The organism is Aciduricibacillus chroicocephali (assembly GCF_030762805.1).
GTDB classification, from domain to species: domain Bacteria; phylum Bacillota; class Bacilli; order Bacillales; family Amphibacillaceae; genus Aciduricibacillus; species Aciduricibacillus chroicocephali.
On record NZ_CP129113.1, the window covers coordinates 2695296 to 2721911 of the forward strand.

Below are 26616 nucleotides of genomic sequence, written 5' to 3' on the forward strand. Positions count from 1 at the left end.
GATCTAAGCCGCCCCTTCCTCATTACGGAGTTTATTAATTTTAATCTCTTGCCAGTTCCCCTTATAATCCATGAACCAGCTGGGTCTGAGAATAACGCTATGAGCATCTGATTCTGGATACTCGAGATGATATCCAATACGAATATCCTGAATCCCGGATAAATCATAATCGGAATTTTCCTTGAGTGCCCGGATCAACTCCTGACCCGATGGAAGTGTAATGGGATCCCCTCCAAGTGAATTGTTCAGCGAGAACAGGGGACGGCGATACTTATAGAGCTGGTCATTACGCCAAATTTGTTCTATTGTCGCAAGTCCATTATTGTTAAAAACCTCATAACCCTTGTAATACATTTTATATCGAACCGTATTGGTCTTCGGATCAACTTGGAAGAGATTGTAATCCGCTGTCCAGCCTTTATGTTCATTGATGTTCGTAGCACTTTTATCAATCAGATCAGCAGGATCCATAGATACTTTATTTGACTCAATTGGATTGATATACTCCATACTTCTCTTATTCTGAAGGATACGCATGCCTCGCTGGCCATCAAGATAATAGGCTTCTCCTGTGTTCTTGCTAACCATTGACGGCTTCTTAAACAGTGCATTAACGAATTTCTTCTCATCAATCATCTGCGCACCCATGGAACGCTGCAGCACTGTCTGTTCTCCCTTCGGAATGTAGATCGGTGCCGGCCCATCGCCGAAGGGAATATAATCAATCAGGTCATTTCCAGTTTCAAAGTAGGACATTAGCCGTTTGTACTGGACTGTATCATTAATTGTAGCCGTTGCTTCATAGGCACCATCTGCAGAAAGGAACTTAATCTGCATTGCTGTAGAAGCCTGGTTGAAAGTGATAAATGCACGGTTAAACGACCAAGCGGGCAAGAATACCTCATCATCCATCGTAAACAGGCTGCTCAGCAGTTTCATCGGAACCGGAGTCGGATATCTTACCTCAATCTCATTCCGCTTCTTACGATTCCATTCAGCTTCACCTGTCGAGAAATCGTGCAATGACCAAAAACTCATTTCTATATAAAATTCTTTCTCGTCTTTCGGGAATTCAAATCCTTTCACTGAATCCCGATTATGAAAGAGCACTTGATTCGGATCAATAATATCCTTTTTCTTATACTCCTTACCGCCGACGTCAACCTCATTAACATATGAAGAACTGTACAGCCGCTCCTTGTAGCGCGGCGATTCATTCCACAGGCTGAGCGTCAGCAGGAGACTCACAACGACAAGGAAAAAAAGTGCAATCGACTTGAATGTCTCCATCTTCATTATTTATCCCTCCGCTTTGCGTTCATCAGCGGCAATGCAAAATGTATCGTCGTTCCCTTACCTAATTCACTTTCAGCCCAGATTCTACCGTAATGTGCCTCAACAATTTCTTTGGATATCGCTAGACCAAGTCCGGTTCCGCCAAGTTTGCGAGTGCGTGCCTTGTCAGTCCGGTAGAAACGTTCAAAAATCTTATCCGTTTTATCATAGTCAATACCGATTCCTTGGTCGCTGATGCTGACCATGAGTTGCTGGCGCAATTTAGCCGCCTTGAATCCGACAATTCCCCCGCCTGGTGAATACTTGATCGCATTGGAGATAATATTGTCGAGTACTTGCGTCATCTTATCGCGGTCAATCCAGACAAAGAATGGACCCTCAGGCAGTTGGCGTTCCAACGTAATATTCGATTCTTCATCAAGATTCATTTCAAATCGATCAATTACCTGATTCATAAACGTAATAAAATCAACACGTACTTTTTTCAATGCATGTTCCTTATTATCCATGCGTGACAACTGCAACAAGTCATTGACCATACGGATCATCCGGTCTGTCTCTGTCTGAGCGACATTAAGGAAATTCGGAGCAATCTTTTTATCTTCCCAAGCACCATCAAGCAATGCTTCGAGATAGCTACGCATCGTCGTAAGTGGTGTGCGGAGCTCATGAGATACATTGGAAACAAATTCGCGGCGTTCCCGCTCATCTTTCTCTTGTTCTGTAACATCACTGATTACTGTAATGAAGCCTGTTATATCGTCCTCATCGTCGGAAACAGTCGAGAAGTTGGCTCTGATGAGCGATATATCATCGTCTTCACTGAAATCAATAATTGTCGAACCGCCTTCCTGAAGTTCATCAACATCTACAATCTTCTCTTCAAGTTGAAGAACATCAAGAAGAAACTCGCCAATTGCAGTATCCGGACGACGGCCGAGCAATTTGCCCGCAGCTTCATTCATAAGCGTAACTGCGCCAGTTTTATCCGCCGCAATTACACCATCAGACATGTTGGCAAGTACGGAACTCAACTTGCGTTCCTCTTCTTCAATTGTCTGGTAGGAATGCTTCAGCTTGTCGTTCAGATCATTAAATGTCTCGGCAAGCTGGCCAATTTCGTCACTTCCATATACATTTACCTTCTGGGTGAAGTCCCCAGTCGCCATGATTTGGGCCTGGCGCCGCATTTCGAGAATTGGCTTTGTAATCGTTCTTGCTACAAGAATCCCGATAAAGGCAGAAACAATGATTGCAAGAATGGAACCCTTGAAGAAAATTTCATTAATATTCTCGAGCTGGTTATACACACCTTCCAGCGATGCTTCCAAATAGATGACACCTGCAGTCGTACCGTCATCATAGCGGATTGGGGCGGCCTTTACATAGAGCCGGTGGTCAGTCCCCGCCTGCAGTACTCTCTCCTCACTCGGCGTACCGAAAAGGAGTACTTTTTGGACCATATCCTCTGTCGTCTTCTTGCCAATGACATCCATATTCTGATAGTCATTCGTTGCCAGTACACGGCTCTGATTGTTAATTACGAGTAATTTCGTAATCGACTCCGGCTTTATTTCATCGACGATATTCTGCATATCCTGTTCTAACGTCAGGCCCCCATCTTCAGGCCTCTCTTTTTTGAAGGCCTGTTCAAGGTTATATGTGAGCAGCTTCACTCGGTCATTGATCGATGTTTTAAAGTTATCGATCAGTTCTGTTTCAAGCTGTCTGACGAAATAGGAACCGATAACCTGAATTGCGACAAGAAGCAAGAGGATGTAAATAATGATGAACTTCAGCTGGATGGATTTGAAAAAGCCCACCTTGTTCATCTTACGTCTCTACTCCTGCTCAGGATTGCGCAAATAATAGCCGACTCCGCGGCGCGTTACGATCCAAGACGGGTTGCTCGGATTCTCTTCAATCTTCTCACGCAATCTTCTTACTGTTACATCAACTGTCCGTACATCGCCGAAATAGTCATAACCCCAAACCGTCTCGAGCAAATGCTCACGTGTCATTACTTGTCCGATATGACGGGCCAAATAATGCAGCAATTCAAACTCACGATGTGTCAGATCGACTTGTTCACCGTTTCTTGATACTGAATACGCTTCCGGGTGTACGGTAAGCGAACCGATTTCAATATCTTTCGATTCAGAACCTTCATCCTCCGGCACTTGCTGCTGACGTCGCAGATTCGCTTTAACACGTGCAATCAATTCACGGTTGCTGAACGGCTTTGTCACATAATCATCCGCTCCGAGCTCAAGTCCAAGCACTTTATCGATCTCGGAATCTTTCGCAGTCAACATGATGATCGGCATCGTCTGTGTCTTGCGAATTTCACGGCATACTTCATTGCCGTCTTTCCCCGGCAACATCAAATCGAGCAGAACGAGGTCCGGACGCTCCTCTTCAGCTAATTCAATAGCCGTTTCACCATCATTTGCCACGAGCACTTCATAACCTTCTTTTTCAAGATTGAATTTCAATATATCTGCAATTGGTTGTTCATCATCCACTACTAAAATCTTACTCAAAAGAACACATCCTTCTCTATTAGTTCATCTATGACCAAACTTTGAAAATCCTTAGCATGTAGGTAAATTGAGCAGACTATCATTCTCTCTATTTTACCGTAATTTGCAGAAAAAGTCTTTGTTCAGAAAGTACCATATTAACAGACTATCGACATGAAAACACTAGATTCTCTAGTGCAAAGGCCGGGTGAATGTCCCGATCCCGGCAAATAGGCAGCGGATAATCTTTTCCCACACAAAAAAGCACGAACCTCTCTAATGAGGTTCGTACCTTCTTTGCCAGGCACTAGGCCGGCGGGATATCACTGTCGCTGTACCGGTGATCAAGATCGACGAACTTATTGTACTCTTTCACGAAGGCAAGTTCGACTGTTCCAACTGGACCGTTACGCTGCTTTGATATGATAATTTCAATAATGTTCTGTTTCTCCGACTCGGTATCGTAATAGTCGTCGCGATACAGGAAGCCGACGATATCGGCATCCTGCTCAATGCTCCCGGATTCACGCAAGTCGGACATCATTGGGCGCTTGTCCTGACGTGATTCCACACCACGAGATAGCTGGGAAAGTGCGATAACCGGCACTTGAAGTTCACGGGCGAGCGCCTTAAGGGAACGAGAAATCTCCGATACTTCCTGCTGGCGGTTTTCCTGATTGCGTGAACTTCCCTGAATAAGCTGCAAGTAATCGATCATGATCATGCCCAACCCATGCTCTTGCTTAAGGCGGCGGCATTTTGATCGGATTTCCCCAACTCGGATACCTGCTGAGTCATCTATGAAAATACCAGCATTCGAAAGACTTCCCATCGCCATTGCCAGTTTGCTCCAGTCCTCGGCTTCAAGGTTCCCTGTTCGAAGTCTTTGAGCGTCAATATTGCCCTCGGCGCAAAGCATACGGGAAACGAGCTGATCTGCCCCCATCTCCAGACTGAAAATCGCTACATTTTCATCTGTATTAACCGCTACATTTTGAGCGACGTTCAGAGCGAACGCCGTCTTACCAACGGATGGGCGAGCCGCAATAATGATCAGATCATTCGGCTGGAACCCTGAAGTAATACGATCCAGATCACGGAATCCTGTTGGTACCCCTGTCGTGTCGCCTTTGCGATTGTGCAACTGCTCGATATTGTCATAAACATCGATTAGTACATCTTTTACTGCTTTAAAAGCTCCGCTATTGCGTCGATTGGATACCTCGAGAATGTTCTTCTCCGCCTCATTGAGGGCGTCTTCTACCTCATCCTCTTTCTCATAACTTATCGTTACAATATCGGTCGCTGTCCGGATCAGTCTCCTGAGCAGAGCTTTCTCTTCTACAATCTTACTGTAATAACCGATGTTCGCAGCTGTTGGTACACTTTCTGCCAGTTCTGTTAAATACGAAACACCGCCGACTTCCTCAAGCGTATTCTGGTTGGCAAGCAATGTCGTCACCGTGACAAGGTCAATCGGTTCCCCCTTGTCTGACAGTGTGACCATTGCTTGAAAAATCCGCTGATGCCCTGCTCTATAAAAATCATCGGACATGAGAATCTCAGAGGCAGTCGAGAAAGCTTCCGGCGCAAGAAAAACAGCCCCGAGTACAGCTTGTTCGGCCTCTATATTGTGAGGCGGTGTCCGGTCATTCCACATCTCACTCATTTGCATCTCCCTCACTTTTGGAAACCACTGCAACCAACAAAAAAAGACCCGCCAGGCGGATCCCGACCGTTTTTGCAAGCAGGAAGAGGAGAGAGGATGAACCTCCCTGCCCGTCCGTACTAGCCAAACAGAGTCTTACTGCTCCTTAACGTGAACTTTAACAGAGCCTTCCACTTCGTGATGCAATTTCACGGGAACAGTCGTATAGCCGAGCGCACGAATTGGTTCTGCTAGCTCGATTTTACGCTTGTCAATCTTATAACCAAACTGTTTCTTCAGTTCATCTGCAATCTGTTTGCTCGTAATGGAGCCGAAAAGACGTCCGCCTTCACCGGATTTTGTCTTAATTTCAACAGTCAAATCCGCAAGATTATCTTTCAAGTTGATTGCTTCTTCCTTCTCTTGCTGTTCTTGCTGGGCTTGTTTCTTCTTTTCATTTTTCAAGGTATTCAAGTTAGCAGCTGTCGCTTCAACAGCAACGCCTTTCTTCAAGAGAAAGTTGCGTGCATAGCCTTCAGATACTTCCTTGATTTCACCCTTCTTGCCTGTACCTTTTACATCTTTTGTGAAAATGACTTTCATGAAGTTTCTCCTCCTTCAAAATACTCATCTATAATTTCCTTCAAAAGAATTTCAGCATCTTTTACAGTTGTATCTTCAATTTGCGTAGCAGCGTTTGTCAAATGACCGCCACCGTTCATTCTTTCCATAATGACTTGGACGTTGACATCCCCAAGGGAGCGGGCGCTAATTCCGACTCGGTCATCAGTGCGCTTCGTAATTACGAAGGATGCATTGATACCGCTCATTGTGAGCAGAGTGTCTGCAGCCTGAGCAATAAGGACGGAATCATAGGCGACATCTTCTTCTCCTTTGGCAATGGCAATACTGCCGCGATACACGGTCGTCTGTTCAATAAGTCTGCTGCGCTTCACATACACTTCCAGATCTTCCTTCATGAAACGCTGAACAAGAACAGTGTCCGCACCTTTCGAGCGGAGATAAGAAGCTGCATCAAATGTGCGTGAGCCCGTTCTGAGCGTGAAGCTCTTCGTATCAACGATAATCCCCGCAAGCAGTGCTGTTGCTTCAAGCATTGACAGCTTCCGCTTCTTCGGCTGGTATTCCAGCAATTCCGTGACTAGTTCCGCTGTAGAGGACGCATACGGTTCCATATAAACAAGTGTCGGATTTTCGATAAAATCCTCACCGCGTCTATGATGGTCAATGACAACTTTGTAATCTGTCTTATTAAGCAGCTTATCATAAGCTACCATGAACGGACGGTGTGTATCTACAACAATAACAAGTGTCCGCTCTGTCATCATCGCTTCCGCTTCATCCGGACTGATGAACGACTCCCAAAGATTTTCATCTTCCTTGATCGCCTCAATAAGGCGGTTCACCCCGGTATGTACATCATCCGGGTCAAAGATGATATAGCCATCGACTTCGTTACGTTTACAAATGTTCAGTACACCCATTGCAGCACCGATTGCATCCATATCTGGTGCCTTATGTCCCATAATGATGACATTATCACTCGCCTGTATCAGACCTTTCAGCGCGTGAGAGATAACACGAGCGCGAACTCGAGTGCGTTTTTCCATAGGGTTCGTTTTACCACCGTAGAACCTTACTTTCCCGCTATCATCCTTGATTGCTACCTGGTCACCACCACGACCGAGAGCCAAATCAAGATTCGACTGGGCGAGCTGACCGAGCTGCGGAAGTGAAATATTCCCTGCTCCGACACCGATACTGAGTGTTACTGGATTGTTCTGTTCCGTATTCATCTCACGGACGATATCAAGCACATCGAAATTCCCTGCTTCAAGTTTTTCAAGAATCGCATTATTACCGACAGCGAGGAACCGTTCCTGTGAAGTACGTTTTAAATAGAGCCCATATTGATGCGACCAATCATTCAATGCTGCAGTCACCTGGGAGTTCAGCTGACTTTTCATCGTGTCGTCCATCGTCTGGGTAATCTCTTCATAGTTATCAAGATAAATAATTGCGAGCATTGTCTGTTCCGCATAATAACGGTTTTCGATTCCTGCCTGCTTCGTCCGGTCAAACAAGTAAAGAAGACGCTCTTCCCGCTTAATCGTCGTCTGGAACATAACATCGCCAAGCGAAATCCACACTTCCTGTTTATTCTCTTTGATCATTGGGATCAATTCATCAGAAAGTGCGTGGAGAAAACAGCCTACAAGTGTTTCTTCATCTGTAAGTCCCTCAGCAAACTGGTTCAAATAACTATTCGTCCACTCGATTTTGTAATCTTCGCTATAGAGAATAATTCCGATTGGCATCTCAAGAAGTGCTTCTTCTCCAACCTTCTTGATTCGATATGAAAGCGTCGAAATATATTGCTCCGTCTCACTCTGCAGCATCTTTTCCCTTTGAACACTATAATAAAAGGAAGCCGCTACGAAGAATGTCATTACTAGACCAATTGTCCACGAATTGAACCAGACGAGAGCGAGCAATATGATCGATACAGCATAGATGATCCATAAATGCCTGTTCAGATCCGGCTTCTTCTGTAAATCGGGCATAACATTCAGCTCCTAATGCGTGACTACCATTATTTTTTCATTCAGCCTGCTAATGCGTCACTGTTTTGGGGGAATTCGTTCCCGCAGGCGCAGCCCGATATCGAGAACTCCAATAAAACGGACAATGTAAAGAACAGGCGGCAAAATCAGCGCAATAATCGTAATGATTGCCGGCCAGACCGTGGCAATCTTCTTTTTCCAACTGAAGTGGAACAAGAAGGAGATTCCTTGTAAAATCACAAGGACTTCAAGCAGAATCATTGCATTGGTAGCAATGATATAGAGAACCGTCCCAGGCTCTCTTACAGCGAATGCAAAGACAATTGCAGCCAAGTACAACCATACAACCCCAGAAGGCAGCTGCAAATCCCTGAATCTTGGGAACTTCAGCTTTTTGCCATCAATACGATTTAATAGCTTGAATGCAAGCCATGTCACAATGAACGCTGCGACTCCTGAAGTGAGAATAAGACTGGCTGGAACAAGATCCTTAATCAGATTTGCTTGACTTAAGAAAAGGTCTGCTTGTTCCTTGGAAGCTCCTGTGCTCTCCAGCATCTTTATGCTCGTCTTCGTATACTGGTTCACTGCCTCATCAACTAGTTTAAGCACATTTACTTGGAAGAGCAATTGTGCTGCGGCCATCATGACAACAGTAGAAGCTGCAAAGCCGGCTGTACCTTTCATAACGGCCTCGTATGGGCTTGCTTTTTTAAAAATCGCATGCCCGATCAGCACGCCCCCAATTCCCGTTGCAAAAGCAATAGGTATGGATACAGGCGGTACAATAAATGCAGAAATGATTAGAGCACCTGCAATAATGAGCAGGGAAGACTGCAAACCATGCCGTGCCGCATATATGACAAAAGGCAGCGGTGTGACGAGGAGAATAAAAATCCGGATCACAGGGACAAATAGTGAAGCGACGAGCAAAATCGCAAATATCCCAATCATCAGGGCACCCTCGGTCACTTTCCTCGATTGATTCATTTTTTCACCTCTTGCATGGCACTAAGTCCATGCATATTCTTATTGTGCAATTTAATTATATAAAGTTGCGAACTATTATAATATGATAACAGATTTTACAGCAAATATGTTAACAGAAGCCGTCTGTTCTAATGATATACTGGACTCAAACAGATGTGGAGGGTCGATTGCATGCAATTGTGGGGAATTTTCCTATTCAGCTCACAGCTTCCCAGCAAAAAGGCTATGTTCAAACTGAACCGAACTGGGATGGACTGGGCAATTATTTACCTTTGTATCATGACAGCAATCATTTCAATTCCAGGATTCTTCAGCTCCGATCAGTTCGACTTCGGACTAAACCTAGTCTTCCGGCTAATATATTTTTTTATATTTTATTATATACCGCTCCTTCTTATGGTAATTCTCGCCCTTTCCATCATTTCTTGGGCCGCACTCTTGATTGCGAAATGGCAGCAACGTAAATTCCGCTTTCAGACAATGTGGAAGCTTGGTGTGTTTGCTGCAACTTGGCCTGTCATGGTCTGCACTGTGATTTCTTTCACTTCACTATCGGCATGGCTTATGGTCCTCGTGTCCAGCCTATTTATTTTCCTCCAGCTTTGTATCATGATTCAGCACTATCCTCCACGACGAAGCAAAGAGCATAATAAAGGACGTGAATCTGTATGAATGATTCGCGTCCTTTTTTGCTGGCTGCAGCTGTTTTAATGGCAGATTCTTTGTACTTTCTGGATTATTCCTTATAGTTGTTGATCTATTCTAACGGCTGCATCATTTATTCTGCTCTCTTAGCGCAGAATTCTAACACTTTTATAAAAATACCCGGTGTCAGTTCCCTTCTGACTCCGGGTATTTAATCATTTCGAAAGACGAACAACCATCGTATGATCAATTACTTTTACATAATCACCGTATGGATAGGCATTCATTTTCTTAAAATCTGTACTCTTTCTGATCTGTGCCTTTTTCTCCTCATCAGCAATTTCATATGGTCTGCCGAGATAGTAGTTGAAGAAACGTACATAATGGTCTTCAAAGCTAAGAAAAGCATCCGAGGAAGCACCCATGATCACGGGCAGTGTCTTAATATTATCTGACTCCTTTTGCGCCTTCCCATATATATAGATTTCATGAATGGAACCATCATTTAAAGCATCCATCCGATTCATAATCTCATTTGCAGTAAAATAGGACTTTTCATAGCTCATCTGCATTTGTGTATAAGCGATGTTTGCATTTACGAAATTATGATAACTCAATAATGCAAAGACAGGGATCACCGTATAAACAATTACCTTTGGAATTCGGATTTTCAGCTTTGTCAGCATAAGAACAGCAAGGAAATATATAAAATAACTATTAATCATCATCAGTGTATGATATTGGACACTTTCAGAGACATAATAGTAAATATGAGTTGCGACAAAAAGGGCTAGCCCAAAAAATACGAGTCCGATCAGTTTGCCAATTTTAAATCTATTCATTAAAATGACGATAAATGTCAGCAAGATAAGAAGGACTAGGAATATAGCATTTAATAGAAGATAAAATGAGAATTCCTTGGAACCCATGAATAACAGACCGAGCGTCTTGAATGTTTTTACAAATGCCTGTACATATCCTTCTGCATCCAACAAACCGACACTGTTCACACCTTGATAGTTAGACAGTTCCAACCCCCAGAAAGTAAGGTTCAGCTTATTGACAACGAAGTAGACAATACCTCCAATTATGACACTCAGACTGAACTTCCTAATGACCCTCAACAGATTGACAAAATGCTCTTCATCAAGAAGATAACGTTTGAATATATAAAGCAGAAAAACAATAATAGCTGTACTTAGATAAACTTGGTAAATCCCCATACTGAGGCTAATCAGGAGCCCCGATAGCAATAAAGTTCTTCTTCCCCTGACAGAGATGTACACAGCAAGAATACCAAGTAAAAAACTTAGAAAATAAACATCGGCCCACTCCATGTACGCAAAAGTAGCTGTAACGGCTGGAAAGCTTGTCAATAGAACAGATGCCAATACAATATACAATGGTTTTTCAATCTCAAAAAGGTCTGTTAGCAAAGCAACCGACAGCGATAAAAACAAAAGTGAAAGCAGAGCAACGACCCAAGGCAGTGAGTACTCCGAAGATATTGTATTAGCCAATGGGCCAGATAACCATCTACCTGTATGAGACATGCCCCTTATACTGGCTTTAATCAGATACATGCTGTCCCAGTTCGGCAAATGATTTACAAACTTGTACATATGAATTAGTAAACCAGATAAGACTGTCGCCACCATGGCAATCAGTGTTGATCTCTTTTTAAAAAATACTTTTATTGACCCCACAATTTTTCCCCTTTTATGTATGTCTCCCTCCATAATAGTAAAAAAGCTCTTATGTCACAACCTTAATTGTTTTTTTCTTCCGCCTGACTCATTAAATTGAAGTTATAGAAAAAAGGCTCACCTTAACCCCTGTTAATATGCATTATTGAAAGTAAGAGGGATTTGTTGTGAACCACATTCGATAAAAATATAGGAGTTCTAAATTATTACTGGCCAGGCCTCTTATCATGAAGAGGATTAGGTTATCACGAAGTCCGACAAAATTATATAAACAGAAAAGACTTACTAACCTGTTTCTCTTGCGGATTAAGCTTTAAGGCAAGTGCTTTATAGCTGCTTGGGTAAACGTTCTGGGGTTTCAATACAATCACCGGTTACACTAAGTTCATAAGTTTTGCCTTGATAAATAAATTTAAAAATCCCTTTATTGAAGTCCGTACCGGTTTCTTTATAAAAAATACCTTCATGAAGAAAGTCTCCTGGATGGTGAAAGCTAAGACGAATGTCTTTTGAGTCCTTATCTTGCACAAGGTAGCAACGGACCCCTTTATCATACATAGCGTCTTCTCGATTCTTGATCGTTCTATCTACAGCAACAATATGAATGTCTGCAAAAGTCAGTTCACGTAATAACGCATTCGTAAAGGAGCCTTTGGTAATCTCTTCCCAGCGATTTTGCGGAGATTGCCCAATAATCACTTGTGTAATGTCATAGGTGTTGACAACCTCGGCAATAGCCTTGGTGGAGCTTCTCTTTTCGTTATCGCGAACGATAAATTCCTCTGCATCGAGCTGTTCAGATAAATGTGACCACTCTTTAATAAAATCAGACTTTTCCGCATCGAATTCATCTTGCGGGAGAGAATCAACAGTAAGGACGAACAACGGGCAGTCGAGCAAACTAGCTAGTTTATGTCCTCTTTTAATCAATCTTTCACCATTTGGTCCGTAAAAAACACAGACTAGTATCTTCTCGTCCATACGACCCTTTGCCATCTTCATTTTTTCCATCACCTCAATTATTACCTTTGCTCTCAGATTGCATATAGCATACAGGAATCAATACAAATTAGCTATAGAAGCTAAAATTCGAATTGTGACAATTTCGTATCTTTTCGGATGATTGGGTGGAAAATGCTTTATAATTAACTTAATCATCGTTTTTCCCTTGCTTCAAGCATAGGAAAAAGGTGAAATTGCATATCGTTTGGAGTGGTTGCCTTTGATTCCAATCTTCTTAATTATTGCCACACCGTTTATAGCAGCATTTCTCATCCTTATTTCGCGAAACACAATCGCGAAAAATTACCTCGGGTGGTTTGTACTTGCCTTTCCGCTGATACTATTTGCTTCTCTCTGTACGTATATCCCTTCAATTTCCAAGGGAAAGAACTTTATAGAAACCGTGCAGTGGATTCCATCATTTGATTTATACCTCTCAGCCTATGCAGACGGTCTTTCCCTGCTATTCGGTCTTCTGATCACTGGAATTGGAAGCCTTGTCATTCTCTACTCCATTTACTATATGAAATCTGAACAGTCGCTTCATGTATTCTATATATACCTATTGCTCTTCATGGGTGCGATGCTCGGGGTAGTCTTTTCAGATCATATGCTCGTCCTTTATACGTTCTGGGAACTGACTAGTGTTACTTCCTTCCTGCTGATTGCCTTTTGGTATCATCGCAAACGTTCTCGTTACGGTGCTCTTAAATCCATGTTGATAACCGTCTTCGGAGGGATTGGCATGCTTGTCGCCTTCCTGATGATTCATCAAGTTACTGGTACATTTAGTATCCGCGAAACAATCGAGCAGGTGAACATCCTGCAAAACCATCCTTTGTTTGTACCCGTGATGCTTCTTCTCTTGTTTGGAGCATTTACGAAGTCTGCTCAATTTCCATTCCACATTTGGCTCCCCGATGCAATGGAAGCACCAACGCCTGTTAGTAGCTATCTGCACTCTGCTACGATGGTCAAGGCTGGAATTTTCCTTGTTGCTCGCTTTACGCCTCTCTTTGGCGGAAGTACACTCTGGTTCTGGATTATCACGGTTACAGGGATGGTCACAATGCTATGGGGTTCTTTCATTGCAATCAGGCAACGAGATCTTAAAGCATTGCTTGCGTACTCCACAGTCAGTCAGCTTGGTCTGATAATGAGTCTGCTTGGCATCGGTTCGTATGCATTGCATACAGGAAATATCGGCCTGACAGGCTTTTCTGGAACAGCACTTTTTGCAGCTCTATTCCACCTTATCAACCACTCCACCTTTAAAGGTTCATTATTCATGGTCGTCGGAATTGTTGATTCTACTGTGGGGACAAGAGATCTAAAAAGACTCGGTGGCCTGTATATCATGATGCCGATCACATTTGTTATCACCCTTATCAGCAGCTTTTCAATGGCTGGTCTGCCACCCTTCAACGGATTCCTGAGTAAAGAAATGTTTTTCACCGAGGTGTTGAAGGTGAACGAGCTAAGTATATTCTCTTTAGAAACATGGGGTATTTTCTTGCCAGTCATAGCTGTTGCAGCAAGTGTGATGACATTTGTCTATTCAATGATTATTGTATTCCAGACATTTTTAGGTAAGCATCAACCCGACTTGCTTAACCAAAAGGCGAAAGAAGCTCCGATTGGCATGCTCATTGCTCCGGCACTTCTCGCAATAATCATCATATTGATTTTCATCTGGCCGAACGTTCTCGGCGACTACATCATTTACCCGGCACTCTTAAGCATAATGCCAAGTGCTCCGCAAATGAATCCGCTTACAATATCAGTCTGGCATGGCTGGACGCCTGAACTGTTCATGACTTTTGCTGTTATCTTGCTTGGCATCTTAATTACTGCTTTTCTTTCCGTTTGGAAAAAAATATATCGATTGCTCCCAGACGGATTGACAATCGATGCTCTTTATCAAAAAATACTCAGTTCTCTTGAACACATTGCGGGTAGTAGTACACGTCTCTACATGACCGGGTATACGACTGACTATCTGGTCTATGTGTATGTCTCGTTTGCTCTTCTCATCAGTCCAATGCTATTTGTACAAGGCGGATTCCAGATTGACTTTTCGCGTGATGCACCTCTAGAGCTTTTTGAGGTGATCATGACCGCTGTAATGATTACTTCAGCAATCGGTATTGTCCTTTCAAGAACACGGCTTACATCAGTCATTTTCAATGGAGTTCTAGGTTATTCCATTTCCTTCTTCTTCGTGTTGTTCCGTGCACCAGATCTTGCGCTCACCCAACTTGTTGTCGAAACCGTAACGACAGCCTTGTTTCTTGCGAGTTTCTACTTCCTGCCTTCTCTTAAAATTGAGAACACAACTAAGAAGAAACGTGTTTCAAAATTACTAATCGCAACAGCAACAGGTACGATTTTCACAATTACAGCTCTTGCTGTGAAGAGCTTTGTTCAATTTGATTCCATTTCTTCATTCTTTGAAGACTCCGTCCAACTTTCTGGCGGAGAGAACATAGTTAATGCAATTCTAGGCGATTTCCGAGCCTTTGATACGATGCTCGAAGCAATTGTATTGTTTATTGCAGGTCTCGGTGTCTATGTTCTTATTAAAGTGACAGGACATAGGAGGGAGAACAGATGAAAATAAATGATGTCATACTGCGAGCTGCTGCAAAAATTGTCGTTTTCATCATATTGACATTTGCAGTCTACCTTTTCTTCTCTGGGCATGACGGGCCAGGTGGTGGGTTCGTCGGCGGCCTCATGCTTGGGTCAGCCCTTGTCTTGCTCCTACTCGCCTTTGATATAGAAACAATAACAAGAGGGTTGCCCATTGACCTTAAGATTGTAGCAGCAGTCGGTGCTCTTATTGTCGTAGGGACAGGTGCCGCTGCTCTAATCTTTGACAAGCCTTTTTTGAACATGAGTTCCTTCAAACTGCACCTGCCCATTTTCAACCAAGTGAAAATCAGCACGATGACATTGTTTGAAGCCGGTGTAGCACTCGCAGTCTTCGGTGTTGTCGTAACTATAATTACAAGCATAAGCAAGGATGTTTAGCCTATGGAAACTATGATGATTATCCTATCCGGGGTTCTTGTAACTGTCGGAACCTATTTGTTACTGTCAAAATCACTCCTTAGAGTCATCCTTGGGACCTCTGTGCTTTCCCACGCTGTCCACATTCTATTAATGGCGCTAGGCGGTTTGAAGACAGGGCGTGAACCCCTTGTCGGCAAGCCGGAGGACGCCTATGTCGACGCGCTGCCGCAAGCACTTATTTTAACCGCTATTGTAATCGGTTTCGCGGTCACTGCCATATTCCTTGTCGTTGCCTACAAGACCTATCAGGAGACAGGTTACGACCAGATTGATCAGCTAAGGAGGTCGAATCATGAATAACATCATTGTACTGCCGGTACTCGTTCCGCTCCTTACGGCCATAACGCTTGTCTTTTTCAGGAGATACATCCATTTGCAGCGATCAATTAGCGTTTTGGCCCTAATCATTACCTCAGGTATATCCATTTATGTTCTTGAAAAAATCCAGGTACACGGTGTACTGCGTCTCGACTTTGGAGGTTGGAAACCCCCGTACGGAATTTTATTCGTAGCTGATTCCTTTGCAATGCTGCTTGTTGCTGTTGGAAGCTTCGTAGCTGCAATTTGCTTAATGTTTGCATTTGGATCAATTGGGAGAGACCTCGAGTCAAAGTATTTCTATTCATTCTCTCTGTTCCTTGTCGCAGGAGTAAACGGTTCCTTCTTAACCGGTGATCTGTTCAATCTTTTTGTTTGTTTTGAAGTGTTGCTTGTCGCTTCATATGTACTTCTCTTTATCGCTGGAGGCAAGAGTCAGCTTACAGCATCTATAACTTACATTACGGTCAATGTAATTTCTTCATGGTTCTTCCTTGTGTCTATCGGCTTTTTATATGGCACAGTCGGCACTCTGAATATGGCCCATCTCTCAGAAAGAATCGCAGAAGCAGGGCAAACACCATTACTCACTACAATAAGCCTGCTGTTCCTGCTTGTATTCGGTATTAAAGCAGGTTTACTCCTATATATATGGCTGCCTGATTCGTACAGTGTACTGCCACCAGCGATTGCTGCTCTATTCGGGGCCCTTCTTACAAAAGTTGGAATCTATGCGGTTTTCCGCTTTTTCACCCTGCTTTTCTATCACGAACCACAAGTGACACACAAGCTGATAGGGATTCTAGCCGTTATAACTATTGTCGGTGGATGTCTCGGTTCTATAGCCTATCACAGTATTCAAAAGGTTATCGTATACAACGTCGTTATCGCTGTAGGCTTTATTTTTCTTGCTCTCGCTGTTTCAACAGAAGCCGCACTGCAAGGAGCCATTTATTACCTTATGCACGATATGATTGTAAAAGCTCTTCTCTTCATGATTGGTGGAATGGTGGTAATTGCAACGGGCACAACACGAATGGAAAAGATGAGTGGACTGATTGGTAATTACCCGCTTCTTGGTGTGCTTTATTTCATCACTATGCTCTCCCTTGCCGGAATTCCACCCTTTTCCGGATTCATAGGGAAGTTCCTGATTGGTGAAGGCGCAATAGAAAACGGTTCTTATGTATTATTGGCTTTTGCCTTTTTATCAAGCTTACTCGTACTCTATTCGCTCGTTCGAGTGTTCCTCAGCTGTTTTTGGGGAGAGACGATTATTGGTGAGGATGAGAAGGTAAAGTTGCCTGCCAGTCTTTATATACCCTCTGTCATTCTTACAATCGGGACCATTGCTCTTGGTTTGGGAGCAGAGATATTTACCAGCTATGTAACAGCGGCGACTGATGTACTTATGAATCCTAAAATATATATTGAAGCTGTCTTAAACCGCAATTAAAAAGAGGTGAACGCTCATGCCCATGCAATTTCTTCTGAACATATGTATCGCATTTCTATGGATGTTCCTTCAGGATGAGGCACATTTCAGCTTCTACACGTTATCGGCCGGCTATGTCGTCGGAATTTTCATAGTCTTTCTGATGCACCGGTTTTTCGGTAAACCTTTCTATCTAAAGCGATTCTATGCAACGATGAAACTTATTCTTATCTTTATCTCAGAGCTGTTTCACTCCAGTGCTTTCGTTATTAGATATATCGTCTCGCCTATTCGGAGAATGGAGCCTGGTATTTTCAGGTACGAGACATCGCTTGAAGGGGAATGGGAAGTACCACTCCTAGCCATGCTCTTGACCCTGACTCCAGGATCAGTCGTCATGGAAGTAACACCTGAGGGTAATGCTTTTTATATTCATGCGATGGACCTTTCTAGCTCAAAAGAAAATCTAATTCGCTCGCTAGGACGTTTTGAGAAGGCAATTATGGAGGTGACTCGCTAATGATTAACTATATTCTTATTGTCTCCGTTACACTATTTACCATAGCTATTGCTCTTGCGCTTTTAAGGATCATTCTTGGCCCAACTATCCCAGACCGTGTTGTCGCCATGGACATGATGGGTGTCAATGTTATCTCGGTCATTGCTACAGTCACTGTTCTTTTTAAAACGAAGGCATTTCTTGAATCTATTCTTGTCATCGGCCTTCTTGCCTTCATCAGCACAATTGCCCTATCCAGGTTCATAGAAAGGGGCGTTATTATTGAGCATAAGCGTAATCAGTGAATATATAGGTGCTCTACTTATCCTTTTTGCAAGTATCATCAGCGTTATCAGTGCAATCGGTGTATTGCGTTTCCCCGATGTATACACAAGAGCTCATGCAGCTACAAAAAGTACGACACTAGCTGTATTATCCGCATTGCTCGGAGCCCTCATTTGTATCTGGGCAACCGAAGCTTACATTAGTATCAGGCTATTACTGGGTATCGTATTTGTCTTTATTACAGCTCCAGTTGCTGGGCACTTAATCATTCGAGCTGCCTACAGATCAGGCGTTGAACTGGATGAATCGACAGTCACTGATGAATTAAAAGATGTATTAAGAGAGAAACGCTCAGAATAAGCACATAAGATATACTTGAAAGGTGAAATGTAGGCAGCTCAATCTCATAATAAAAGGATAGTTTTACAAGGGACCTACTAATCAACATCCAAAGAACAAAAAAAAGACCTTCTCAGATCGAACAGCTCTCATGGAGCGATCCGACTGGAAAGGCCTTTTTTAATTGCTTACTCAGCTACGAATGGCAACAAAGCCATTGTGCGAGCACGTTTGATTGCTTTAGTCAATTTACGCTGGTATTTCGCTGAAGTACCAGTTACACGGCGTGGAAGAATCTTGCCACGCTCAGAGATGAAACGACGAAGCAAATCTACATCTTTGTAATCGATGTGTGTGATTCCGTTTGAAGTGAAGAAACACACTTTACGACGCTTAGCGCGTCCGCGACGTACTGCCATCAGGGATCACTCCTCTTTTTTAGAATGGTAAATCATCGTCCGATATATCAATGGGTTCTCCGCTATCCTTGAACGGATCGTCATCCCGACGATTGTTATTCGGGTACTGATTCTGCTGCTGGAAACCTCCGCCACGATTCGGTTCCTGGGAGAAGCCTCCCTGGCCGCCGAAACCGCCGCCTTGGTTACCTTGGTTGCCTTGTCCACCAAAACCACCCTGGTCGGCTTGATTAAAGCCACCTGGTGCACCTTGGCCGCCCTTGGCTTCAAGGAACTGGACACTGTCCGCAACAACTTCAGTTACATAAACCATTTTGCCATCTTTATCTTCATAACGACGTGTCTGCAAACGGCCGTCTACGCCAATCTGGTTCCCTTTTTTCATAAAGTTCGCCAAATTCTCCGCTTGACGGCGCCATGTAACACAGTCAATGAAATCAGCTTCACGGTTGCCCTGCTGATTAGAAAATGGACGGTTCACTGCAATATTGAAGTTGGCAACAGCCACGCCATTAGGTGTATAACGCAAGTCAGGATCCCTCGTCAATCTGCCGACCAGAACGACACGATTCAACATGAGAACCACCCCTTAGATTATGATCTTATTGATCGTCTTCGCGCACAGCAATGTGGCGGATAATATCATCAGAGAACTTAGCAAGACGGTCGAATTCCGAAATTGCTTCGTTTCCGCTGTTTACGTTGATAATAACATAGTAGCCATCACGGTACTTGTTGATTTCGTAAGCAAGGCGCTTCTTGCCAACCTCTTTTACGTTTTCAATTTCCGCACCGTTGTCAGTAAGAATTCCGTTGAAACGCTCGATTAGAGCTTTCTGGGCTTCCTCTTCAATGTCCGGGCGGATGATGTACATGATTTCGTATTTTCTCATCCGTTACACCTCCTTTTGGTCTGGAACGGCTCTTTCTCTAAAAGGAAAGAGCAAGGAGTAATCCGATTTCAATTACTCTATTCACAAGATAACATTATAGCAAAGCTTTCTGGTTAGTGCAACATCTATTCGGGGGAAACTGACTTTTTTTATACAAATATAGCCTTGGGCTGCTTCCAATTAAACATTGAAGCGGAAGTGAATGACATCGCCGTCCTGGACGATGTACTCTTTGCCCTCAAGACGAACTTTTCCATTCTCACGAGCTTTACCCATTGTACCTGCTGCTAGCAAATCTTCATATGAAACTGTTTCAGCACGGATAAAACCGCGTTCGAAGTCAGTATGGATAATACCTGCAGCCTGTGGCGCTTTGATGCCTTTACGGAAAGTCCAAGCACGCACTTCCTGCTCACCCGCAGTGAAGTATGTCGCAAGTCCAAGAAGGTGATAAGAAGCTTTGATCAGCTTGTCCAAGCCTGATTCAGAAATACCAAGGTCCTCAAGGAACATCGACTTTTCATCTTCGTCAAGTTCAGAAATCTCTTCCTCAACACGAGCGCAGACAACGATTACTTCAGCGCCTTCCTTTTCGGCATAATCTCTAACCTTTTGTACGTTTTCATTGCTATCAGGATCAGCTACTTCATCTTCGGCCACATTCGCCACATACAGTGTCGGCTTAGAAGTAAGAAGGTGAAGACCTTTAACAATTTTCTGCTGTTCATCCGTGAACTCAAGCGCACGAACAGGCTTCTCTTCTTCGAGTCCTGTCTTGATCTTCTCCAGAATTTCAAATTCCTGCACTGCATCCTTATCTTTCTGGCGAGCCAACTTTTCTACACGCTGGAAACGCTTTGTTACAGACTCAAGGTCTGCAAGGATCAGTTCAAGGTTGATGACTTCGATATCATCAATCGGATCGACTTTACCAGATACGTGTGTAATATTTTCGTCCACGAAACAACGGACAACCTGGCAAATCGCGTCAACTTGACGAATATGTGAAAGGAATTGGTTTCCAAGACCTTCACCTTTGCTGGCACCTTTTACGATTCCCGCAATATCTGTAAACTCAAATGTTGTTGGTACAGTTTTCTTCGGCTTTACAAGTTCTGTCAATTTATCTAGTCGCTCATCAGGTACTTCAACAATGCCCACATTCGGATCAATTGTTGCAAACGGATAGTTCGCTGCTTCAGCGCCCGCCTGTGTAATTGCATTGAAAAGCGTAGACTTCCCGACGTTCGGAAGCCCGACGATTCCTGCTGTTAGTGCCATGGCATGATTCAACTCCTTAAGGATTCCATTCAATTAAACGCGTAGATTCATTATAGATTTAAGCAAGGTGAAAGACAAGCAGCGAAAAAAGGAGAAACAGGCTAAACACTCAGCCTATTCCTCCGTCTTTTCGTACAGTTATACAATTTTAAATCGCTAACTACAGTTTGTTTTTCAATTTCACTCTGCTTCAGTAGTTGCTGGAGCCTTTTCAAGCACCTTTTTTAGCTTTTTTGTGAACTCACGACGCGGGATCATTACACTATGTCCGCAGCCTTCACACTTTATGCGAATATCCGCTCCCATACGTATGATTTTCCAGCGATTTTCCCCACATGGATGAGGTTTCTTCATCTGCACAATATCGTTCAGGCCAAACTCTTTCTCAGCCATTCATCCTGCTCCTCCACTATATGATCATTCTCTGCCTCGCAACGGTTCAGGGACTGGTTCCACCTTTGCCTTCTCGTCACTTCGCGAATACATGACAAGGCGTGGAGATGGAATTTCGATCCCTTCGCTGTACAGCCGTTCCTGGATTTCCTTCCGGATCATACGTGCACCTGCCCATTGATAAACTGGCAACGTATCAGCAATAACTCGTACGACATAATGCGAAACCTCTAATGTCTGAACACCGATCACTTCAGGTACAGAGAGAATCTCCTCATACTTATCAGGCAGTCCTTTTACGACTTCATCGATTACTTGTTCAGCTTTCGCCATATTGCTTTCGTATGGAATATTGACATCTACAACAGCTCGTCCATTATAAATGGAGTAATTCGTCACTTGATCAATATTACCATTAGGAATAACATTCAGCTCGCCTGTCCAACTCTGAATCTTCGTCGTACGCAATCCGATTTCCTCAACAGTTCCCTCTACACCAGAAGTACTTACATAATCACCAACACCAAATTGGTCTTCAAAGATGATGAAGAATCCTGAAATGACGTCCTTCACAAGACTCTGAGCCCCAAAACCGATTGCCAAGCCTGCTACTCCAGCTCCTGCAAGTAATGGTCCAACTTTGATTGTCAATGTATCCAATACCATTGTAAACGCAGTAAAGTATACTACATATGTAATGATATTCTGAATTAGCTTCTTAATTGTCGATTCGCGGCGTTCCGATATGCGTAATGGTCCCTTTTTATGATTGTGAAAAAGGTGATCAATAATCTTTTTGCTTACTTTGATTAGAATCGAGGCCAGAATCATAATGATGATAATCTTTAAAGCGCTTCCGCCTAATTTGATCCACAGTTCTGGTCCCGTGAGAAAGTCCCAAGCTGTAGCCACTTCTTTGTTTACTGATTGCAAATGAATCCCTCCAACGATGCCCCAAATGCTCCAGATGTCCTTTTCTTTCTATTTGTTCTCATTCTAGAAGCGTTTCCAATGAAAGGCAAGTGTTTACCTTCCTATTTCTACCCTTTTATCAGGTTGGGAAACGTTGTTAGTCCACTTGCTTATCTCCCTTCCAAATTGGATACAGTATCAATCTTGTGAGCATATACAGATTGATTATGCCATATACCGGGTACGTATATTTTACGAGGGAGGAGAAGCCAAAAGCTGTAAGTGGTAACATCAAGAGTAAGGCGATCGCAGCAATGAACCACATTGGCTTTCTAAAGTAGCTTTGAAGCCTGCTCACAATTCCAAGGATTCCAGAAGCAGCTGTTGTAAAAATGGCAAACCACAAAAGAATCGACATAATCATGAGCATATAAGATGGATAGTGTTGCAAAATCGCAAATAGCGGAATCTCATAGAGAAGCATTTCATCGGCAATTTCTATAAGCCCGGCATTATATATATAAGAGATGAATCCGAGGATGAGGCCGCTCCCTATACTTGCAATCAGAACCTCTCCCTTTGTTTTAATCTCCTTTCCGACAGCCCCAAGCACCGCAAGTAAAGGCAAAATATTCAGCGCAGTAAATGGGAAAGCAGCTGCCCAGTTGTCCTGCTTTTTCCAATCAGCAAAGAGCGATACTCCCTGGTCACCTGTGAATAGAAACAATACGTACAGAAGGCCTCCAATTAATAAGGGCAAAAGCAGACTGTTCAGTGCAACGATTCCGTTTATTCCCTTGGCAAACAGTAACACAAGAACAACTGCAAGGAATCCGACACCCCACCAATAAGGAATATTGAATGCCTGTCCAGTTGCACCACTACCTGCAATCATGACAATAGTAATCGTACCAAGATAGAGGAAAATTAACAGGTCATAGACTTTTGCCAGTCGACGCCCAATAATTTTATTTAAAAGAGGCTGATAATCGGTCGTCTTCATATTCCGGCTTTGATTCATAATTACTGCACAACAGAATGTAAACAACAAAGCGAACAGTGCAATGGCTAGTCCACTTTCATATCCGAAAAACTGCCAAAGTTCCCTGCCTGATGCATAGCCAGCACCAATTGCCGTCCCAATGATCAAGAACATCCATTTGAATCCTGCTTTCCACATGCAAAGAACCCCCACCATTCTGATTACGTGTATAGCTCCTGAGAAAAAGCCGTATACTATAACAATATGTCTGTGGAGGATAAGCTATGAATACAAAAAGGCAAATAAATGGCAGTTCACATATTCGTATGCTTCACGATGACACGAATCTCACTGAACTGATAAGTAACAAAGTAATTTCTTGGTTACCTGATACTCCTTGTGATTATATTGTTGTCTTTATTGGTACTGACCGGTCCACTGGGGACGCCCTTGGTCCTCTGGCCGGAACACTTTTCACAGAACGCAAACCAAGCAATATGACTGTCTATGGAACTCTTCACAAACCTGTACATGCAACGAATCTAGAGGCCTATTTAAAGCATATCGAAGAGACACACTACAATCCTTTCATCATTGCAGTCGATGCCTGCCTTGGGAAAAGCTCTTCAGTCGGTTGTATTACTGCGGAGCATGGCCCTTTAAAACCAGGTACAGCACTTAATAAAAAGCTGCCGGATGTAGGAGATATTCATTTGACAGGTATCGTTAATATGAGTGGCTTCATGGAGTATACAGTTCTACAAAGCACTCGGCTTTCAATCGTTATGGACATGGCACGTAAGCTCGCCGACATTCTTGAAAAGGTTGATGAGTCTCTCGCCAGACCACCTCGTTTCTCCGCAGCAATTGTACAAAAAATGCTTGCAGCAAACCGTACAGCAATAAATGAAAGCGGACTGCCACCGATGTAAGGTGCAGCCCGCTTTTTGGTCTTTAAATTATATGATTAAAATAAAATATAAATGCCGTAAACCGCAATAACGGTGATGAGTGCAGGAATTAGATTACCAATCCTTATTTTTGTTAGATTAAGCAAATTGAGCCCAATCGCTACGATGAGCAAACCGCCAACCCCTGTCATTTGCACAATGAGCCCATTAAGGAAATCATGAGGAACGAGCAATTCAATTTGTTTTGCCAGGAGAGCAATGGCCCCTTCATAAAGAATGACTGGGATAACAGATAATATGACACCATACCCCATCATACTCGTAAAAACGAGCGCAGAGAATCCATCAAGTATTCCTTTAGTGATCAAGATTTCATGGTCGCCTCGCAACCCGCTGTCAAGCGCTCCAACGATCGCCATCGCGCCTACTACATAAATAAGTGAAGCAGTCACAAAACCTTGCGCTATGCTAATTTGCTTCCCTGGTGTTGCAAACTTCCCTTCAATCCAGTTACCAAAGTCGTTTATTTTATCTTCTATATGTAAAAACTCTCCTATAAATGCACCGGTAATCAAACTGAGAAGAAGGACAATAATATCGTCCGTTTCAAAAGCCATTTTTAAACCTATTAAAATGACAGCAAGAGAGATTGCCTGCATAACTGTTTCTTTTACCTTTTCAGGTATATTGGAGAATAACAGACCGAGCAATCCTCCAACTAGAATAAACGCTCCGTTAATTAATGTTCCGTACAATACCATGGTGTAAACTCCAACTTTCTGCTTTGCAATTTGAAAATGTTTCACGTGAAACATTTATACAAAAAAACAGAGGCATGTCGCCATCCTCTGTCATGTACTCTTTATTTAGCTATTTATCGAGAAACTCGATGATTCTCTCCAAGTCATCATCATTGTAAAATTCTATTTCTATCTTTCCTTTTCGCTTGCCCCTCTGTATTTTTACAGCGGTGCCAAGCTTATCACGCAAAACGGATTCCTGTTCGGCAATGTATATATCCTTCTCAGGATTCTTTTCCTTTTGCTGTGGTTCCCGCTCGTTTAGCTGTGCTACTAAGTTCTCAACTTGTCTAACGCTTAGTTGCTCCCTTACTACTTTATTCGCAAGTAGTTCAATATGGTCCTTTTCATTTAGAGCAAGCAAGGCTCTGCCATGTCCCATTGATAGGTCACCTTTATTAATTGCATCCATAACCATTTCAGGAAGCGAAAGAAGGCGCATCATATTAGCAATATGTGAGCGACTTTTACCAAGGCGCTGTGAAAGATCCTCTTGCTTCAACCCAAGTTCACTAAGAAGATTTTTATATGCATGCGCTTCCTCAATAGGCGTAAGGTCTTCCCTTTGCAAGTTCTCAAGAAGCGCCACTTCCATCATGCTCTCGTCAGACATTTCGCTAACAATTACAGGAACCTCTTTTAACCCTGCTTCCTTAGCTGCCCGAAAGCGTCTTTCTCCAGCGACAATCTCATATCCTTTAATGCTCTTTCGCACGACTAGTGGCTGAATGATTCCATGCTCAATAATTGACTGTTTCAGTTCATCTATTGATTCAGGATTAAAAGTCTTGCGCGGCTGATACGGATTTGCCCGGCATTCACTAATGGAAACTTGCTTTAGTTGTTCATCCTTTTCTGACTCATAACTGCCAGAAAGTAAAGCATCGAGACCTTTACCCAACCCTCTCGCCATTTGCCAACACTTCCTTTGCTAAGTCAAGATATACTTCGGCTCCACGTGACTTGGGATCATAAGTTATGATTGGTTTGCCATGACTTGGTGCCTCACCAAGCCGTACATTTCGAGGAATGATTGAATTATAGACCTTATCTTGGAAATACTTTTTCACTTCTTCAATAACTTGCAGACCAAGATTTGTTCTTGCATCCAGCATTGTGAGCAAAACACCTTCGATCATCAGATCCTTGTTCAAATGTTTCTGAACAAGACGTACCGTGTTAAGCAACTGGCTCAAACCTTCCAAAGCATAAAACTCGCATTGAACCGGGATTAAAACTGAATCCGATGCTGTAAGAGCATTTATCGTCATAATTCCGAGTGATGGCGGACAGTCGATGATAATATAGTCGTAGTCATCCTTCATGTCTTCAAGCGCCTTTTTTAGTCTTACTTCACGCGAAATTGTTGTAACTAGTTCAATTTCTGCCCCTGCCAGCTGTATTGTGGCAGGAATAACATCCAAATTTTCGATATTCGTTGAGACACGTGCATCTTCTGCATCGACATCATCAATGAGTACATTATAAATACATGCGTTGATATCAGCCTTGTTAATGCCAACGCCGCTTGTTGCATTCCCCTGTGGATCTGTATCTACCAGCAGGACACGCTTGCCTAACGTAGCAAGACAAGCACTCAAGTTAACGGAGGTTGTCGTTTTACCGACGCCTCCCTTTTGATTTGCAATTGCGATGGTTTTACCCATTTTGCCTCGTCAC

General features: G+C 43.1%; 28 protein-coding genes. 9 read left to right on the forward strand and 19 right to left on the reverse strand.

Features of this window, described 5'->3' with window-relative positions; genetic code table 11:
• Positions 1-3: 3 nt before the first annotated feature.
• From QR721_RS13685 to QR721_RS13715, 7 genes are all read right to left on the reverse strand, one after another.
• A complete protein-coding gene (locus QR721_RS13685) occupies positions 4-1296 on the reverse strand; it encodes a YycH family regulatory protein (RefSeq protein ID WP_348027932.1) in 1293 nt (430 codons plus the stop codon).
• Positions 1296-3128 carry a cell wall metabolism sensor histidine kinase WalK gene (gene walK / locus QR721_RS13690; RefSeq protein ID WP_348027934.1) on the reverse strand — a complete coding sequence of 611 codons (1833 nt, stop codon included), beginning with the start codon at positions 3126-3128 and terminating at the stop codon, positions 1296-1298. The genes QR721_RS13685 and walK overlap by 1 nt, the downstream gene beginning before the upstream one ends.
• A gap of 9 nt (positions 3129-3137) precedes the next feature.
• Positions 3138-3839: a response regulator YycF gene (yycF, locus tag QR721_RS13695; RefSeq protein ID WP_348027936.1), complete on the reverse strand. Its 702-nt coding sequence runs from the start codon at positions 3837-3839 to the stop codon at positions 3138-3140.
• Positions 3840-4125: 286 nt separating this feature from the next.
• Positions 4126-5487 carry a replicative DNA helicase gene (gene dnaB, locus QR721_RS13700; protein WP_348027938.1) on the reverse strand — a complete coding sequence of 454 codons (1362 nt, stop codon included), beginning with the start codon at positions 5485-5487 and terminating at the stop codon, positions 4126-4128.
• Between the two features lie 135 nt (positions 5488-5622).
• Positions 5623-6069 (reverse strand): 50S ribosomal protein L9, encoded by a 447-nt coding sequence (rplI, locus tag QR721_RS13705; protein WP_348027940.1) that lies wholly within the window; start codon positions 6067-6069, stop codon positions 5623-5625.
• A complete protein-coding gene (locus QR721_RS13710; RefSeq protein WP_348027942.1) occupies positions 6066-8051 on the reverse strand; it encodes a DHH family phosphoesterase in 1986 nt (661 codons plus the stop codon). The genes rplI and QR721_RS13710 overlap by 4 nt, the downstream gene beginning before the upstream one ends.
• 57 nt (positions 8052-8108) lie before the next feature.
• Entirely contained in the window at positions 8109-9041 is a 933-nt protein-coding gene (locus QR721_RS13715) for a YybS family protein (RefSeq protein WP_348027944.1), read from the reverse strand.
• 171 nt (positions 9042-9212) lie between these two features.
• On the opposite strand from QR721_RS13715, the gene QR721_RS13720 reads away from it, so the two are divergent.
• Entirely contained in the window at positions 9213-9713 is a 501-nt protein-coding gene (locus tag QR721_RS13720; RefSeq protein WP_348027946.1) for a hypothetical protein, read from the forward strand.
• Between the two features lie 188 nt (positions 9714-9901).
• On the opposite strand, the gene QR721_RS13725 is transcribed toward QR721_RS13720, so the two are convergent.
• Together QR721_RS13725 and QR721_RS13730 are read right to left on the reverse strand one after the other, a co-directional pair.
• Positions 9902-11392: a glucosyltransferase domain-containing protein gene (locus tag QR721_RS13725; protein WP_348027948.1), complete on the reverse strand. Its 1491-nt coding sequence runs from the start codon at positions 11390-11392 to the stop codon at positions 9902-9904.
• A gap of 327 nt (positions 11393-11719) precedes the next feature.
• The gene (locus tag QR721_RS13730) at positions 11720-12394 is read right to left on the reverse strand and encodes a universal stress protein (RefSeq protein ID WP_348027950.1); all 675 of its coding nucleotides are present in this window, start codon (positions 12392-12394) and stop codon (positions 11720-11722) included.
• A gap of 220 nt (positions 12395-12614) precedes the next feature.
• Here QR721_RS13730 and QR721_RS13735 point away from each other — a divergent pair, with 220 nt between their 5' ends.
• The 7 genes from QR721_RS13735 to mnhG are packed head-to-tail and all read left to right on the forward strand — an operon-like array spanning position 12615 to position 18366.
• Positions 12615-15008, forward strand: coding sequence for a Na+/H+ antiporter subunit A (locus tag QR721_RS13735; protein ID WP_348027954.1), 2394 nt, complete (start codon positions 12615-12617; stop codon positions 15006-15008).
• Positions 15005-15427: a Na(+)/H(+) antiporter subunit B gene (locus QR721_RS13740; RefSeq protein ID WP_348027956.1), complete on the forward strand. Its 423-nt coding sequence runs from the start codon at positions 15005-15007 to the stop codon at positions 15425-15427. The genes QR721_RS13735 and QR721_RS13740 overlap by 4 nt, the downstream gene beginning before the upstream one ends.
• A 3-nt stretch (positions 15428-15430) precedes the next feature.
• Positions 15431-15769 (forward strand): Na(+)/H(+) antiporter subunit C, encoded by a 339-nt coding sequence (locus tag QR721_RS13745; protein WP_348027958.1) that lies wholly within the window; start codon positions 15431-15433, stop codon positions 15767-15769.
• Positions 15762-17243, forward strand: coding sequence for a Na+/H+ antiporter subunit D (locus QR721_RS13750; RefSeq protein WP_348027960.1), 1482 nt, complete (start codon positions 15762-15764; stop codon positions 17241-17243). The genes QR721_RS13745 and QR721_RS13750 overlap by 8 nt, the downstream gene beginning before the upstream one ends.
• A gap of 16 nt (positions 17244-17259) precedes the next feature.
• Positions 17260-17742, forward strand: a complete 483-nt coding sequence (locus QR721_RS13755) for a Na+/H+ antiporter subunit E (RefSeq protein ID WP_348027962.1) — start codon at positions 17260-17262, stop codon at positions 17740-17742.
• A complete protein-coding gene (locus tag QR721_RS13760; protein ID WP_348027964.1) occupies positions 17742-18026 on the forward strand; it encodes a Na(+)/H(+) antiporter subunit F1 in 285 nt (94 codons plus the stop codon). The genes QR721_RS13755 and QR721_RS13760 overlap by 1 nt, the downstream gene beginning before the upstream one ends.
• Entirely contained in the window at positions 18004-18366 is a 363-nt protein-coding gene (gene mnhG, locus QR721_RS13765) for a monovalent cation/H(+) antiporter subunit G (RefSeq protein WP_348027966.1), read from the forward strand. Before QR721_RS13760 ends, mnhG begins: the two co-directional genes overlap by 23 nt.
• Before the next feature lie 167 nt (positions 18367-18533).
• Here mnhG and rpsR read toward each other — a convergent pair whose 3' ends face one another.
• The 7 genes from rpsR to QR721_RS13800 all read right to left on the reverse strand — a co-directional run bounded on the left by rpsR (position 18534) and on the right by QR721_RS13800 (position 23423).
• Positions 18534-18764 (reverse strand): 30S ribosomal protein S18, encoded by a 231-nt coding sequence (rpsR, locus tag QR721_RS13770; protein ID WP_348027968.1) that lies wholly within the window; start codon positions 18762-18764, stop codon positions 18534-18536.
• 19 nt (positions 18765-18783) lie between these two features.
• Positions 18784-19341 carry a single-stranded DNA-binding protein gene (gene ssb / locus QR721_RS13775; RefSeq protein WP_348027970.1) on the reverse strand — a complete coding sequence of 186 codons (558 nt, stop codon included), beginning with the start codon at positions 19339-19341 and terminating at the stop codon, positions 18784-18786.
• Positions 19342-19366: 25 nt separating this feature from the next.
• On the reverse strand, positions 19367-19657 hold the full coding sequence (gene rpsF, locus QR721_RS13780) for a 30S ribosomal protein S6 (RefSeq protein WP_348027972.1): 291 nt from the start codon (positions 19655-19657) through the stop codon (positions 19367-19369).
• 180 nt (positions 19658-19837) lie between these two features.
• Entirely contained in the window at positions 19838-20938 is a 1101-nt protein-coding gene (ychF, locus tag QR721_RS13785; RefSeq protein ID WP_348027974.1) for a redox-regulated ATPase YchF, read from the reverse strand.
• Positions 20939-21118: 180 nt separating this feature from the next.
• Positions 21119-21331 carry a DUF951 domain-containing protein gene (locus tag QR721_RS13790; RefSeq protein WP_348027976.1) on the reverse strand — a complete coding sequence of 71 codons (213 nt, stop codon included), beginning with the start codon at positions 21329-21331 and terminating at the stop codon, positions 21119-21121.
• A gap of 24 nt (positions 21332-21355) precedes the next feature.
• A complete protein-coding gene (locus QR721_RS13795; protein WP_348027978.1) occupies positions 21356-22264 on the reverse strand; it encodes a mechanosensitive ion channel family protein in 909 nt (302 codons plus the stop codon).
• A 136-nt stretch (positions 22265-22400) separates the two neighbouring features.
• Positions 22401-23423: a YkvI family membrane protein gene (locus tag QR721_RS13800; protein WP_348027980.1), complete on the reverse strand. Its 1023-nt coding sequence runs from the start codon at positions 23421-23423 to the stop codon at positions 22401-22403.
• An 86-nt stretch (positions 23424-23509) separates the two neighbouring features.
• Here QR721_RS13800 and yyaC point away from each other — a divergent pair, with 86 nt between their 5' ends.
• The gene (yyaC, locus tag QR721_RS13805) at positions 23510-24157 is read left to right on the forward strand and encodes a spore protease YyaC (RefSeq protein WP_348027982.1); all 648 of its coding nucleotides are present in this window, start codon (positions 23510-23512) and stop codon (positions 24155-24157) included.
• Between the two features lie 35 nt (positions 24158-24192).
• On the opposite strand, the gene QR721_RS13810 is transcribed toward yyaC, so the two are convergent.
• The 3 genes from QR721_RS13810 to QR721_RS13820 form a co-directional block, all read right to left on the reverse strand.
• Positions 24193-24897 carry a DUF554 domain-containing protein gene (locus tag QR721_RS13810; protein ID WP_348027984.1) on the reverse strand — a complete coding sequence of 235 codons (705 nt, stop codon included), beginning with the start codon at positions 24895-24897 and terminating at the stop codon, positions 24193-24195.
• A gap of 109 nt (positions 24898-25006) precedes the next feature.
• A complete protein-coding gene (locus QR721_RS13815) occupies positions 25007-25849 on the reverse strand; it encodes a ParB/RepB/Spo0J family partition protein (protein WP_348027986.1) in 843 nt (280 codons plus the stop codon).
• Positions 25830-26603, reverse strand: coding sequence for a ParA family protein (locus tag QR721_RS13820; RefSeq protein WP_348027988.1), 774 nt, complete (start codon positions 26601-26603; stop codon positions 25830-25832). Before QR721_RS13820 ends, QR721_RS13815 begins: the two co-directional genes overlap by 20 nt.
• Positions 26604-26616: the final 13 nt, after the last annotated feature.

Coding starts and splice junctions, on each gene's coding strand:
- QR721_RS13685 (WP_348027932.1), bottom strand. CDS start 1,296: ATGAAGATGGAGACATTCAAGTCGATTGCACTTTTTTTCCTTGTCGTT.
- walK (WP_348027934.1), bottom strand. CDS start 3,128: ATGAACAAGGTGGGCTTTTTCAAATCCATCCAGCTGAAGTTCATCATT.
- dnaB (WP_348027938.1), bottom strand. CDS start 5,487: ATGAGTGAGATGTGGAATGACCGGACACCGCCTCACAATATAGAGGCC.
- rplI (WP_348027940.1), bottom strand. CDS start 6,069: ATGAAAGTCATTTTCACAAAAGATGTAAAAGGTACAGGCAAGAAGGGT.
- QR721_RS13710 (WP_348027942.1), bottom strand. CDS start 8,051: ATGCCCGATTTACAGAAGAAGCCGGATCTGAACAGGCATTTATGGATC.
- QR721_RS13715 (WP_348027944.1), bottom strand. CDS start 9,041: ATGAATCAATCGAGGAAAGTGACCGAGGGTGCCCTGATGATTGGGATA.
- QR721_RS13720 (WP_348027946.1), top strand. CDS start 9,213: ATGCAATTGTGGGGAATTTTCCTATTCAGCTCACAGCTTCCCAGCAAA.
- QR721_RS13730 (WP_348027950.1), bottom strand. CDS start 12,394: ATGAAGATGGCAAAGGGTCGTATGGACGAGAAGATACTAGTCTGTGTT.
- QR721_RS13740 (WP_348027956.1), top strand. CDS start 15,005: ATGAAAATAAATGATGTCATACTGCGAGCTGCTGCAAAAATTGTCGTT.
- QR721_RS13745 (WP_348027958.1), top strand. CDS start 15,431: ATGGAAACTATGATGATTATCCTATCCGGGGTTCTTGTAACTGTCGGA.
- QR721_RS13750 (WP_348027960.1), top strand. CDS start 15,762: ATGAATAACATCATTGTACTGCCGGTACTCGTTCCGCTCCTTACGGCC.
- QR721_RS13755 (WP_348027962.1), top strand. CDS start 17,260: ATGCCCATGCAATTTCTTCTGAACATATGTATCGCATTTCTATGGATG.
- QR721_RS13760 (WP_348027964.1), top strand. CDS start 17,742: ATGATTAACTATATTCTTATTGTCTCCGTTACACTATTTACCATAGCT.
- rpsR (WP_348027968.1), bottom strand. CDS start 18,764: ATGGCAGTACGTCGCGGACGCGCTAAGCGTCGTAAAGTGTGTTTCTTC.
- ssb (WP_348027970.1), bottom strand. CDS start 19,341: ATGTTGAATCGTGTCGTTCTGGTCGGCAGATTGACGAGGGATCCTGAC.
- rpsF (WP_348027972.1), bottom strand. CDS start 19,657: ATGAGAAAATACGAAATCATGTACATCATCCGCCCGGACATTGAAGAG.
- ychF (WP_348027974.1), bottom strand. CDS start 20,938: ATGGCACTAACAGCAGGAATCGTCGGGCTTCCGAACGTCGGGAAGTCT.
- QR721_RS13790 (WP_348027976.1), bottom strand. CDS start 21,331: ATGGCTGAGAAAGAGTTTGGCCTGAACGATATTGTGCAGATGAAGAAA.
- QR721_RS13800 (WP_348027980.1), bottom strand. CDS start 23,423: ATGTGGAAAGCAGGATTCAAATGGATGTTCTTGATCATTGGGACGGCA.
- yyaC (WP_348027982.1), top strand. CDS start 23,510: ATGAATACAAAAAGGCAAATAAATGGCAGTTCACATATTCGTATGCTT.
- QR721_RS13810 (WP_348027984.1), bottom strand. CDS start 24,897: ATGGTATTGTACGGAACATTAATTAACGGAGCGTTTATTCTAGTTGGA.
- QR721_RS13815 (WP_348027986.1), bottom strand. CDS start 25,849: ATGGCGAGAGGGTTGGGTAAAGGTCTCGATGCTTTACTTTCTGGCAGT.
- QR721_RS13820 (WP_348027988.1), bottom strand. CDS start 26,603: ATGGGTAAAACCATCGCAATTGCAAATCAAAAGGGAGGCGTCGGTAAA.